Here is a 13,363-nt window from a genome sequence, read left to right on the forward strand (position 1 = left end):
TTTAATAGGTCCTATTTGTATGTCATATAAGCTCCCTATCATCATATTCATGAGCGTGTTGCTTATCGCTTGTGGGCAGCAACCACGGCTAGAAACTGATCCCAGAATACAACCGCCGTTTATTCCATTTGTTGCAGTGCAACCCGATGTCAGTCAAGAAAGGACCTTTAGTGGTACTGTTGAAGCTCAAATACAGAGTGATTTAAGCTTTCGTATTGCAGGTAAAATTTTAGAAAGGCAGGTTAATACAGGGGAATATGTCAAGAAAGGCCAAGTATTGATGCGACTTGATACGAAAGATCTCTTTTTAGAGCTGACTTCTGCGAATAAAGCCGTTGAAGCGGCAAAAGCAGATGTTTTTAAAGCAAAAAGTGATGAACGTAGAAAGCGTCAACTTGTTGATGAAGGTTATGTTTCTAAACAAGACTATGATTATGCTCTGGCGACGTTGAAGGCGAGTAAAGCTCAGTTAGCAATGGCAAGAGCGAAGGCATCGATTGCCGAACATGCGATGGAATATTCAGCGTTAGTTGCCAATGCTGATGGCGTGATTGTCAATGTGACGGGCGAAGCGGGTCAAGTGGTCACGGCGGGGCAACCTATGATGACGTTAGCACAAGACGGTCCAAGAGATGCTGTCGTAAGATTGCCTGAAACCATACACCCAGCGTTGGGGACCCAAGCTAAAGCACGTTTTTACAATGCAAATATACCAGAGGGAGATGCTTATTTAAGGGAGTTATCAAATGCGGCTGATGTTGTAACGCGAACTTATGAAGCGCGTTTTAAATTAAATGGAAAACACCCCCCTTTATTAGGTTCTACGGTCAGTGTGACACTGACATTACCTGCTGCGCAAGGCAGTTTTATCGTTCCAATTGATGCCTTGTATAACGATGGGCAAGGCAGTGGAGTGTGGGTACTCAATAAAGCAGATTCCAGAGTAACTTTTAGGCGGGTTAGTATTCTACGAATGAATACAAAAAATGCCAGTGTACGAGGTGCCCTTAAGCTTGATGAGTTTATTGCGGCCAATGGGGCGCATCGTTTACATGAAAATGAGTTGGTTGCCGTTCTATATGATAAGCAGGTGGTTCAATGAATAAATATAATTTATCTGCTTTAGCCGTTCGTGAAAGATCCATTACGTTATTTCTTATTATTGCAATTACGTTGGCTGGCGTGTTTTCTTTCTTTGAGTTAGGCCGTGCTGAAGATCCTATGTTCACGGTGAAAGTCTTAACCGTCTCGGTTGTATGGCCGGGAGCAACACCTGAAGAGATGCAAGATTTAGTGGCTGAGCCCCTTGAAAAACGGCTGCAAGAATTACGCTGGTATGACAAAGTGGAAACAGTGACTCGTCCGGGATTAGCGCTGATGACGTTGACACTTAAATCATCCATGCCACCAAGTGAGCTCGATCAACAGTTTTATCAAGCGCGTAAAAAATTAGATGATGAAGCGAAAAGTTTACCTGCGGGTGTCGTCGGGCCTTTTATTAACGATGAATATTCTGATGTGACGTTTGCATTATATGCTTTAAAGGCCAATGGGATGCCTATGCGGTTACTCGCTCGCCAAGCCGAAGGCATTAGACAGCAACTATTGCATGTGGCTGGCGTTAAAAAAGTGAATATTTTGGGGGAGCAATCTGAGCGTATTTTTGTGGAGTTTTCTTATGCTAAATTGGCTAGTTTAGGTATCTCACCTACTGCTATTTTTTCTGCACTACAAAGTGCAAATAGATTGTCTCCTGCTGGTGCGATTGAAACTGAAAATCGCAAAGTCTTTGTTCGTCTTGATGGTGCCTACAATCGTTTAGAAGATATCGGTAATACTGTTATTTCAAGTAATGGTTATACCTTCAAATTAAAAGATATTGCAACGATTCAAAGAGGTTATGAAAATCCTGCCAGCTTTAAAATTCGTGATAATGGTGAGCCTAGTATTTTATTGGGCGTCGTCATGCGAGAGGGCTGGAATGGACTTGCATTAGGAGAGGCATTAAATAAAGCGGTAACGGCAATTAGTGAGCAGCTTCCCGCTGGTGTTGATGTCAGTAAAGTCTCTGAGCAAGCTGTCAATATTGATAATGCGTTTAGTGAATTTATGCTTAAATTTGTTGTTGCCATTTCAGTGGTCATGTTGGTGAGTTTATTGAGTATGGGGTGGCGAGTTGGAATGATTGTTGTTGCTGCAGTTCCATTAACTTTGGCAGCAGTATTCACAATAATGTTATTAACGGATAGGCAATTCGATCGCATTACCTTAGGTGCATTGATTTTGTCTTTAGGCTTGCTAGTAGATGATGCCATTATTGCAATCGAAACCATGGTTGTAAAAATGGAAGAGGGGATGAGCCGTGTAAAGGCAGCGGCTTACTCTTGGAGTCATACTGCTGCACCTATGTTGTCAGGTACCTTAATAACAATAATTGGTTTTACGCCTGTGGGTTTTGCTCAATCAAGTGCTGGAGAATATGCCGGTAATATTTTTTGGATAGTGGGCTTTGCATTAATTGCTTCGTGGATTGTCGCGGTGGTGTTTACGCCTTACATTGGAGTGAAATTATTGCCTAATATTAAGCGAGTCTCTGGCGGGCATGAAGCGATTTATGCAACCAAAAATTATCAGAAATTACGTAAATTAATTCAATGGGTTGTGAGGTTTAAGCGAGTAGTATCAAGTTCAGTATTATTGCTCTTTATCATTTCAGCGATTGGCATGCTTTTTGTGCAACAACAATTTTTTCCTAATTCGGATAGACCTGAATTACTGGTTGAATTACAGATGCAAGAAGGATCAAGTTTTGCGATAACGGACAACACGACTCAAAAAATCGAAAAGTGGTTAAAATCACAACCAGAATCAAAAGTGGTGACTGCATATATTGGTCAAGGTGCACCTCGATTCTTTTTATCTTATAACCCAGAGCTTCCGGATCCCGCGTTTGCAAAAATTATTGTATTGACAGCAGATGATACTCAAAGAGATCGTTTAAAATTAAAGTTACGAAAAGCAATCCAATCAGGGCTAGGATCAGAAGCTCAGATCCGTGTCTCTCAACTTGTGTATGGTCCTTATACACCGTACCCTGTTGAGTTTCGTGTCATGGGTCCAGATCCTGATAAATTACGAGACATCTCCAGCCAAGTTGCTCAGGTTATGCGAAGTAATAACAGTATGCGCAGTGTTAATCGTAATTGGGGGGAGAAGCAGGCAAAAGCAGACTTTGTGATAGATAAAGAGCGATTACGACAATTGGGTATGTCTCTATCTGATGTGTCAGAGCAATTACAGCTGCTTATTAGTGGTATGACTGTGACGAATATGCGTGAAAATATTCGCAGTGTGGAAATTGTTGCGCGCACAGCAGGAAATGAGAAATGGGATCCGACTTTATTTCAAGATTTTAATTTAGTTAATGCGAATGGTGAAGCGATTCCGTTGAGTCAAATTGGGCACGTTGAATTTGGCTCAGAAGATCCGGTGTTAATGCGCCGAAATCGAATGCCCATTATTACCGTTAGAGGGGATGTTGGCGAAGACGTACAGCCTCATCAGGCATCATCAGAAGTAAAAGATGCGTTGTCAGGTTTAATGAGTCAATTACCTAAGGGCTATGTGATAGAGGAAGGTGGTATTGTTGAAGAGTCTAATATGGCGAATAACGCACTATTGCCTATTTTTCCTATTATGATTGGCCTCACTTTATTTATTATTATGTTACAAGTACGCTCATTTGCTGCGATGTTTATGGTGTATTTAACGGCCCCTTTAGGCTTAATTGGAGCTGTTCCAGCATTACTAATTTTTAATCAACCTTTTGGTTTTACAGCTATTTTAGGCTTGATTGGTTTGTCTGGTATTTTAATGCGTAATACATTAATTTTAATTCAGCAAATTAAAGATAATTTAGACGCTGGAATGTCACAATATACCGCATTGATTGAAGCGACAGTTCAGCGTTCAAGGCCGGTTATTTTAACTGCGCTTGCGGCTGTATTGGCTTTTATTCCATTAACATACTCCACTTTTTGGGGGCCAATGGCGTATACTTTAATTGGTGGGACGGCAATAGGAACGATTTTAACTTTGTTGTTTTTACCTGCACTTTATGCGACTTGGTTTAACGTGAAACGTATTGATTGAATATCATTTATTCACAGTTGGTGGGAGGTATTGAATGAGATGACTTTATTGTGTTGTCAACTATTCTTAGTTTTATCGGCTTTCTTTGGAAGTGAAAAACATGATGGAGTGGATGATGATTGAGATGAAGATGTTTATCAAATTCAAAGGTATGATACGGCGATTGATATTACCTGTTGAGGTGACAAGAATATCGATTTATTTACTTGTATGTGGCCAAGTTGCTTGTTCCAAGCCTCCTCCAATACCTGAGAGTGATTACCAACAAACAGATGCGCTAATGCATACTGTATCGAGTAATATCAGCCAAGATCCTTTACTGGATAAAGTGCTCAATATTGACCATTCTCGTTTAGCTCGTAGTCAAGGGAGTCGATTAGCACCAACGCAAGTCGCTCTTTTTCATAATAAGTTGTTAGAATCACAGTTGTTACAGATTAACCCTCTCATTGCCATGGAGTTTCCCATTAAGTTATTGGCTTATCAAGAGGCCACCCATGGTGAAGTGAAGTTGGTTTGGAATGATTTTTCTTATCTTAGTCAGCGTTATGGTTTAGGTGAACAGCCCCAATTGGCGCATTGGTATGAACAAAGTATTGCGATGGCGACTCAGGGGATCGATGAGTCTATTTTAAGCCCGTTATCATTGACACGTATTGATGAAGCGGCTCTCATTACTGTGTCTAGTTCAATGGATTTTGAGTCATCACTTAAAAGAGCGGTGAATATTGCTCGTGATAGTAAAGGTGTAATTGTTTTCGATATTATTGATTTCCAAGCAGTGGCAAAAGAGCATGGGATCATGTTACCCCAAATGACCTTAGTGTTATTTGGTGCGCCGGGTCCAGGTGGAAGGGCGATGAAAGCATCGCAATCACTAGGATTAGATGGTTTTCCACAAAAGGTTCTTATATGGAATGATAACCAAGGCAATACGCATATTACTTATAATGAATTACTGTTAATTGCAACTCGTCATAAAGTGCCAATTAATACGGCATTACGCATTATTCAACGTAGAATAGATAAAGCGTATAAGCGATCATTTAGTGATTGAATGCTCTCGGTTGATTTAGCGACAGGAGCTGTTGTGATGATTTAGACAGCAGTCTGTGATTCATTGACTTTAAAGGAATAGTTTGGGCTGTCTGACACTCACTAACACGAGTTCAGCTTAGATATGCTTGGCTTGGGTTTCAGACATTGCTAGGATTTAAGAGCATCATTAACCCATGAAAAATCAATGCTTTTAACCGAAAGTCAAAAAATATTCATATACGTTATAGTTTTCTTTTTGATGTGTTTTTTTTCAAATTGGATGGCGGTTTGGTAGTTCATTGCCACACTTTCTATGACACCTTCGACGAGATCGGCCATTTCTCTTATAGAGTCATAAGTCATGGTGACAGAATTGGGCCCAGTATCAATACATTGAAATCTTGGTGGCTCGGCGTCAGGCCAGATTTTTTTCAGCTCGACTCTGTGAATATGATCGAGCCGTAAAAAGAGCTTTTTTGGGTGCTTGAAAGTCGTGACTTCTGGTGGTGCAATTTTTGTGAGATGTGGAAAGATCCATTTTCCAAAACTAAAATGGGCATCTTTAGGACTGAGGTTGAGTTTCTTACAAGTTTGATTAACCAGTTCGATTAAATCTTCATCTGGGTATGTACCTGATCGAATGAAAGGCTCTGTCGTGATAAATTGTCATGCATCTAAAATATCTTCAAAGGCTTCGTCGCCCGCTTGTTCAATAATAAATTGCTCTAATAAATTGAAGATATGTCCTTTCATAGTTGGATGGCCTTTTGAGTTAGCGGCAGTTCAATTTGAGTGTATTAGGGAGATGATTTAATCATAGCAGGGAATGTAAAAGAGACGATACTGCCACAGGGGTCATTGGTTTTAATCTTGAGATGTCCTCCGACATTATTAAGCATGATATGACATAATATTAATCCAAGTCCCAGTCCACTATTTGATTCTATGTGGTGTAAATGTGGGCTCATATTTGCTTGAGAGACTTGGATTAACAGGTTTTCTGGAAAGCCTATCCCTGTATCGGTGACATTAACAATCAACATAAATAGATGGTTGTTTTCTGTTTCCAATGAGACTGAAATGGTGATGTGAGATCCAGGGGGAGAAAATGCAATGGCATTGGATAGTAATTGTCTAATAATGTTGATGAGTACGCGTTTATCAGCCTTGATAACCTTGGGTATTTCTGGGGCTATCTTTGTTTTAATATGCATATTCTTATGTAAGTGGGAGCGTAAATAGAACTGGGTAAAATCATGTAACATTTCTTGTAAATTAAAATTTAATGTACTTGGTTGGTAAACCGATGAGGAGAGTTGGGCAAATTGGATCAGGTTTTCAATCATATTAAGTAAATTCTCACCGGATTGGTGAATGATTTTTAAGCATTGTCCTTGTTCTGGGGTGAGAGGCTCTTGAGGGTTATCTAATACTTCAGCCATACCAATAATAGCATTCATTGGGGTTTTAAGTTGATGACTGATGTGTTGTAAAAATTGTGTTCTCACCGAAAGAGCTTTGTTTTTCTCTGTGATGGTCGTTTTTAGATGATGTTCGATTATTTTTCTGTTTTCAATTTCGGCCTTTAATTTTTCTTGGGCATAATAAGTATCCCTGAGTTTATTTTCGGCTAAGTCTTCAGCTGCTGTTAGTGCTGCCTGAGTTCTTTTTAAGCGTTTATTGAGTTTTTCAAGTTCATTCATGAAGATTTTTTACCTAGGCGTTTGCTCAATAGAGACCGGATTTTCGATACTTTTACGAATGCATAGGATCAGTAATGATGCAGCGACAAAAATAAAAATCCCTTCTAAGTAAAAATGCGTTAATGTAATGAAAGAATTGATATAAATACCGAAACCAGCAGCGCAGTAGACAGAAATAGTCAGTAGACCAGATGCAGAATTATAGTTCTCTTTGACTGAATTTAAGGCTCGAAATGATAAAATAGGGACTAAGCACACTAGTGTAATGGTGCACAACACACCCGGAATAACCCAAAGCCAACTACTAAACGCTGCGGACATGTTAAATATGATATAAAGAATAAACGCAGTGAAAGCGGCAATAAATAACAGTGTAACATATACAGTTATCATTTTTTTCTCATTGACTTTTTGATATATTTTTTGGATGAACAGTGGAATAATCATTCCTGGAAATAGCAGTGGGAAAAGGTATAAGGCTAAGCTTTGTATGGGAATACTATAGTTCGCCATAAGCCAAAATATAATGGCGATGTAATAACTTTGGCTAATGGAGGAAATACAAGCGATCCCCAGAATGTTAAATAAAAATGTTTTATTTTTAAGGTGCAGAAACATCGCTTTAATATTGTCTTTTATTCTAATATTTTTGTTGATAGTTTGAGTCGAAGGAGGGAGTTTGAACAGGAGAATAAGTAATAAAATGAGCCATAAAGGAATGATAAAAAAAGCGTAATTCCAACCCAAAAAGCTGGCTAACCAACCGCTGATATAAGGCATGAAAAAAGCAGCAAAAAAACCGGCTACCATTGGCATTGTTAGGGCTTTTTTAATATCAGCTTCTTCCGTTAGGTAAATCATAACAAAGCTTCTAGAACAGACAACGAGTCCACCCATTAAAATAGCGCCCACAATGTAGTTTATCCCCCAAAACCACACATTGGTTGTTATGGAAATTGACGCTAAAATAATAATACCAATAGAAGTCAGATATATAAGAAATCGTTTAATTTCAAATCTATCAATCAATACCCCCCAAAAAATAGAAGATAAACCAGAAAGAATAAAGGCCAGTGAAATAAATTGATTGAGTAAGTTTTGTGTTGTTTGAAAACTATGTAATAGATCGGGAATAACGGGAAGAGCGACTTTCATATACCCCCAATAACTGAGTAATAAACACATGGGGATATATAAAATAATATGTTGTTTATTTTTATTGATGTCATTCATTGCATTAGATATCCATTGGGAAAGTGAAAGTGAGCTGGATCATATCCATTCCATCATTTGGGTTTTGAAAACCAGCATTAGAGTAGTGTAGAAATCTTAAGTTAATATCATATTGTTTTATTTTGACGCCGATACTCATTCTATCTTCAAATTGCCAATAGCTAGATAAATTACGCTGCTTGAGTGTATCGTCATAAAGATACTTATTAGAGAGATAGGCAATCCCTATTCCCAATTCTATATAGGGTTTGAAAAGTGCGCTATTATCGAAAAAAAAGAGTTGCAGTACAGGAGAGAGGGATAGCGTTGTGATATCGTTGTCGTGATTATTCCAATAACTTACTGAAAATTCAAAGTATCCAGACAAAGACATTACTTTGCTTTGCCATAATGGAGAATTAAAATGATGTTGAAGACCGAGTCTGTAGGTGTCGGCTCCTCCATTCGCGTGACCGATACCCAATGAAAGATGATCAATCAAAGGGGACGTTTTGGCGTGGCTCATTGATTGAAAAAGTAATAATAAGATAATGGAGACTGTGGCTTTTGATATTTTTTTAATCTTAATGACCTACTAAAATAATAGAATTCACTTTTATTTTAGTTAGCCATTAATGCTTTAGCAGAATTTTTTATGGTTTATTTTCATCTAGCTGAGGAAAGGTGAGTGTTGCTGTGCAACCCTGAGGAAGAGTATTGTTAATTTCAAATTGCCATTGGTAGCGCTGACATAAGCTTTTGACAATGAGTAGCCCCAGTTGATGTCCTTGTTGATTATTTTTATTATGGGGTAGAAGCCCTGAACCTTTATCGATTACCTGGATGTGTGCAGCTGTTATTTTGAGTGTGATATTGGATGACTCTGAAGCATTAATAGCATTGGTGATGAGATTGGATAATAACATACGCAGTACGGCTTGACTGGCTTGGATCTTTGGCATTTCAGTGTGGATAATATTTATGTTGAGTTGTTTTTTTTGAGCGAGAAATCTCAAAGGTTCAATGAGTTGTGAAATCTCTTCAAGGGTAATAGTGCGTGTTGTGTTTTCAATGCTTTTTTCATGCTTAACTAAATTAAGGAGCGCATCAACAGTGTGTTGCATTTCTAACGCGGCTCGTGTGATACGTTCTCTCTGCCTCGCTTGAAAAATAGGATTAGGATTTTGTTCTTGTAATTTGGCGGCTCCAGTAATGACAGTCAGCGGCGTTCTCAATTCATGGCTAGCATATCGTGCAAAAGCTTGTTCTTGCTTGATGAGTTGTTCATTTTGTTCTCGATAATAATTGAGACTATCGGTTAATTCATTAAATTCAGAGGCGGACTCCGCTGACACACTAAATGCTCTATTGTTTTGACATGGATTGAGCTGCTTGAGCTGCTGACTGAGTTGAAAGACGGGCGCTATGAGCCGTTTTGAAATACGATTAATGGCTATACCGAAGGCGATGAATAATATCCCTATCAATATTAATACAAAAAAATTAATGAGTAACCATTCATGGGAACTGAGTTCAACATTTTCCGTTGGCATGGTTAAAAAAAGAGGGGTCTTTTTGCCGTTAAGGGTGAACTCACCCCGATAGAAAAAAAAGGAGACAGGCTCATTATCAGTATGTGGCTGGGGATCAGGTAAATTAATTTCACTTGAAAATCCAAGGGGGTATTGATCTAATGCACCGTATTGGGCAGGAATGGCATCAAGTGAAAAGTAAGCTGTTGCATTTAACCCTATAGCGAGGGGCTGTTTTGCACCTTGTTGAAAAGATTGAATGGCATAAGGTGCGCTGACTTCTAGCTCATGTTGATTAACTTCATCTTCAATCCACTGCATTAAACTTAGAGTGATAAGGTGTAAGCTTAAGCCTAATATGATTGCAATAAAGCTAAAGTAAATGAGTAAACGTTGGGGTAAGCTTTTAGCGGATATTTGTTTTTTTATCATGACGAAACCTCTACTTAAGTCATTCTTTTAGTTTAATGAATTAACATAAACTTATTCATTCAACTGTAATCGAAAACCAATTTTTGGTACGGTGGCTAGCATTGGCTTTTCAAAAGGTTTATCAAGTTGGTTTCTAAGTTGGTACATGTGGCTGCGTAGCACATCATTACTGGGTGGTGATGCTCCCCAAATGGTGTCAATAATGTGCTCTCTTTTGACTATTCTGGGCGCTTGTTTAATTAATAATAATAGAATTTGATAAGTTGTCGGCGTGAGGATGAGTTTGATACCTTTGCGACGTATTTCATGTTTGTTTATATCAACCACAACATCACCAAAATAAATATCTTCTCGAGCCACTTGGCCTCTGTGGCGTTTTACTAAGGCGTGAATACGTGCATTTAGCACATCTAAATCGAATGGTTTGCCTAAATAATCATCGACACCACAGTTAAAACCTTGTAGTTGATCCGTTTTGTTGTCTAATGCTGTGAGCATCAGCACGGGAGTAGAGCACCCCGATGCTCTTAATTGTTTACATAAACTAAATCCATCCAGTTTAGGTAGCATGACATCGAGAATAATAACATCAAAATCAAAACGCTGAGCTAATGACAAGCCAAGCTCACCATTATCAGCAAAATCTAATTCGGTGTTCTGAGCTTCGAAAAAATCGCATAAAATACCAGAAACATCCTTGTTATCTTCTATTATTAATAGCTTAAGTGTGTTGTTTTCGGTCATTGTGTGAGCTCGTCTATGGCTAATTATCACCCAATTTTGTCGAAGAAATGTCAATGACATTTCATTCACTTAATATGTAGCATAGTGACGGCATAATTGATGCGTAAGGACATAAATATGCCTTCACTTTCTCCACAGGGTACGTTAAAGACAAACGAAATTTGCTTGTCAATCATCATTCCTATGTTTAATGAAGCTGAAATGATTGAATCACTCGTAGCGAGATTAGACAGTGTACTACTGTCTCTCTCTGATACCGTTGAGATAGTCTTTGTTGATGACGGTAGCACAGATACGACATGGGACAAAGTCTGCGGTGCTGCTTTAGCTCACTGTGAATGTCAATGTATTAAGTTGAGTCGTAATTTTGGCAAGGAAGCCGCGATGTCTGCAGGTTTAGAGCAAGCTAGGGGTCTAGCCGTTATTATGATGGATGCTGACTTACAAGACCCACCAGAGTTAATCCCTGATATGTTAGCCGTATGGAGAGAAGGCTATGATGTTGTGAACATGAAACGCAGGCAAAGGCTAGGTGAGACTTGGTTTAAGCGGTTTTCGGCAAAGTGTTTTTATCGATTAATGAATTGGGTTTCAGACTCTGTGGTGCCAGAAAATGTGGGGGACTTTAGATTAATGAGCCGACAAGTGGTCGATAGTATCAATGGAATGCCCGAGCGTAATCGTTTTATGAAAGGATTATTTAGTTGGCCAGGTTTTAAACAAAAGACCTTGATATTTGATAGGGATCCTCGTTTTGTGGGTAAAACAAAGTGGCATTATGGAAAATTATTAGGCTTAGCGATGGATGGGATCACCTCTTTTAGTTTTAAGCCGTTAAGGTTAGCGACTTGGTGTGGTGTATTAACGGCGTTAAGTTCATTTGCTTATGGTGCATGGGTGATCGTTAAAACATTATATCTTGGTGAAACGGTTGCTGGTTATCCTTCTATGATGGTGGTGCAATTGGGGCTCGCAGGCATTCAATTATTAGCATTAGGTTTAATTGGTGAATATTTAGGAAGGGTCTTTGTAGAAGTTAAGCAGCGCCCTTTGTATTTAATTGAAGAAGTGTCACATCAAGTTCAAAAGAAACATGGAGTTAAGACTTCCGCAAGTACTTTATCTCAAGCCGAAGAAGCTCAGGAGTCACTTAAATGAAAAAAGTTTGTTTATGGCGTTCATCAGGATTAGTGTTGTTAGGCTTGTTAATCGTAAGGTTAGTGACGTTAGGTTTGTACCCTTTAATGGATACGACAGAGTCTCGATATGGCGAAATGGCAAGATTAATGGTTGAAACCGGTAATTGGTTAACGCCTCAATTTAGTTATGGAGTACCGTTTTGGGGAAAGCCGCCACTACAAACTTGGATGAGCGCAGCTTCTATTTTCGTATTTGAAAATAATGAGTTTTTCCTAAGGCTTCCTCACTTTCTTGCTGGTGTCTTGGTGTTGTATGTGATTTATCATTTTGCAAAACGTAATCATATTTCAGCTATTAATAGTGTCATCCTTTTAATTTCGACTGTTGTGTTTTATATCAGTGCGGGTGCGGTGATGACAGATATGGCACTGACTGTCGGGATCACGCTGGCTATGGCCGGTTTTTATGGATCTTGGCAAGGTAAAATCGTCTGGGGTTATTTAGGCTTTGTTGGTTTAGCGATTGGTATGTTAGCAAAAGGACCGGTGACGCTAGTCATTTTTGCCATAGGGGTGGGAGTCTGGTTATTCTGGCAGTATGGGTTCATTAAACCATGGAAATTATTGTGGCAGCGTACCCCATTAATTTCAGGCACTTTATTGATGTTGGCGCTTTGCTTACCTTGGTATATTGCAGCAGAGCATGCAACTCCGGGCTTTTTGAAGTATTTTATTATCGGGGAGCACTGGGATCGTTTCATGGATAGCGGTTGGAAAGGGGATTTATACGGTAGTGCACATGATAGGGTGCGTGGCACCATTTGGGTTTATTTTATCGTTGCTGCTTTGCCGTGGAGTCTGTATTTGCCGAAGGCATTATATAAACTATATAGAGAAGGAAAAAGTGGTTTTGATGCGCTGACAGCATTCTTATTATGCTGGATGCTTTCTCCTTTATTACTATTTACTTTAGCTGGAAATATTTTGCCTGCTTATGTATTACCTGGTGTGCCAGCGCTAGCCTTATTGGTAGCAAAAGCGTGGGGTGATGCGGGTGTGCCGAGATTGAAAATTATAGCAGTTAGCATGGCAATATTACTGATTTTAACTTTGATAGGACTAAGAGAGGGTCCCATTAAAGAGAAGAGTGAGAAATGGCTATTAGCTCAACGAACACAATCTTTACCCACTTATTATTGGGGTAAAGTTCCGTTCTCAGCCCAGTATTATAGTCAGGGACAAGTGCAGGTAGTAAAACCTAAGCAAGCGTTATCAATATTACCTCAAACACCTTATTATATCGTCGTGAAAGATAGAGTTTTGGAAGATAATAGCTTATTTGATCAATGTCAAAGGCAGGCAAATACCAATAAGAAAGTCCTATTATTATGTGGAAATTAATCGGATATAT

Annotated in this window: 11 protein-coding genes; 5 read left to right on the top strand and 6 right to left on the bottom strand. The window is 39.0% G+C overall.

Features of this window, described 5'->3' with window-relative positions; genetic code table 11:
- Positions 1–19 precede the first annotated feature (19 nt).
- The 3 genes from Q0976_RS01350 to Q0976_RS01360 all read left to right on the top strand — a co-directional run bounded on the left by Q0976_RS01350 (position 20) and on the right by Q0976_RS01360 (position 5,209).
- On the top strand, positions 20–1,102 hold the full coding sequence (locus Q0976_RS01350) for an efflux RND transporter periplasmic adaptor subunit (RefSeq protein WP_299490095.1): 1,083 nt from the start codon (positions 20–22) through the stop codon (positions 1,100–1,102).
- Positions 1,099–4,152, top strand: a complete 3,054-nt coding sequence (locus tag Q0976_RS01355; RefSeq protein ID WP_299490098.1) for an efflux RND transporter permease subunit — start codon at positions 1,099–1,101, stop codon at positions 4,150–4,152. The genes Q0976_RS01350 and Q0976_RS01355 overlap by 4 nt, the downstream gene beginning before the upstream one ends.
- A 130-nt stretch (positions 4,153–4,282) precedes the next feature.
- The gene (locus Q0976_RS01360) at positions 4,283–5,209 is read left to right on the top strand and encodes a DUF302 domain-containing protein (RefSeq protein ID WP_299490100.1); all 927 of its coding nucleotides are present in this window, start codon (positions 4,283–4,285) and stop codon (positions 5,207–5,209) included.
- Positions 5,210–5,412: 203 nt separating this feature from the next.
- Here the strand turns inward: Q0976_RS01360 and Q0976_RS24170 are convergent, their stop codons facing one another.
- The 6 genes from Q0976_RS24170 to Q0976_RS01385 form a co-directional block, all read right to left on the bottom strand.
- Complete coding sequence (locus Q0976_RS24170) at positions 5,413–5,850, bottom strand: heme NO-binding domain-containing protein (protein ID WP_366525043.1); 438 nt, start codon at positions 5,848–5,850, stop codon at positions 5,413–5,415.
- Between the two features lie 137 nt (positions 5,851–5,987).
- Positions 5,988–6,893 carry a histidine kinase dimerization/phospho-acceptor domain-containing protein gene (locus Q0976_RS01365; protein WP_299490102.1) on the bottom strand — a complete coding sequence of 302 codons (906 nt, stop codon included), beginning with the start codon at positions 6,891–6,893 and terminating at the stop codon, positions 5,988–5,990.
- Positions 6,894–6,902: 9 nt separating this feature from the next.
- Positions 6,903–8,126 carry an MFS transporter gene (locus tag Q0976_RS01370; protein WP_299490104.1) on the bottom strand — a complete coding sequence of 408 codons (1,224 nt, stop codon included), beginning with the start codon at positions 8,124–8,126 and terminating at the stop codon, positions 6,903–6,905.
- A 4-nt stretch (positions 8,127–8,130) separates the two neighbouring features.
- Positions 8,131–8,631, bottom strand: a complete 501-nt coding sequence (locus Q0976_RS01375; RefSeq protein WP_299490106.1) for an acyloxyacyl hydrolase — start codon at positions 8,629–8,631, stop codon at positions 8,131–8,133.
- A gap of 127 nt (positions 8,632–8,758) precedes the next feature.
- Complete coding sequence (locus Q0976_RS01380; protein WP_299490108.1) at positions 8,759–10,069, bottom strand: HAMP domain-containing sensor histidine kinase; 1,311 nt, start codon at positions 10,067–10,069, stop codon at positions 8,759–8,761.
- A 51-nt stretch (positions 10,070–10,120) separates the two neighbouring features.
- The gene (locus Q0976_RS01385; RefSeq protein WP_299490110.1) at positions 10,121–10,813 is read right to left on the bottom strand and encodes a response regulator transcription factor; all 693 of its coding nucleotides are present in this window, start codon (positions 10,811–10,813) and stop codon (positions 10,121–10,123) included.
- Positions 10,814–10,930: 117 nt separating this feature from the next.
- Here Q0976_RS01385 and Q0976_RS01390 point away from each other — a divergent pair, with 117 nt between their 5' ends.
- Both Q0976_RS01390 and Q0976_RS01395 read left to right on the top strand, forming a co-directional pair.
- A complete protein-coding gene (locus tag Q0976_RS01390) occupies positions 10,931–11,971 on the top strand; it encodes a glycosyltransferase family 2 protein (RefSeq protein ID WP_299490112.1) in 1,041 nt (346 codons plus the stop codon).
- Entirely contained in the window at positions 11,968–13,353 is a 1,386-nt protein-coding gene (locus Q0976_RS01395) for a glycosyltransferase family 39 protein (protein ID WP_299490114.1), read from the top strand. Before Q0976_RS01390 ends, Q0976_RS01395 begins: the two co-directional genes overlap by 4 nt.
- Positions 13,354–13,363: the final 10 nt, after the last annotated feature.

The sequence above is a fragment of the uncultured Shewanella sp. genome, from assembly GCF_947501665.1.
In the GTDB taxonomy this organism is placed as follows: domain Bacteria; phylum Pseudomonadota; class Gammaproteobacteria; order Enterobacterales; family Shewanellaceae; genus Shewanella.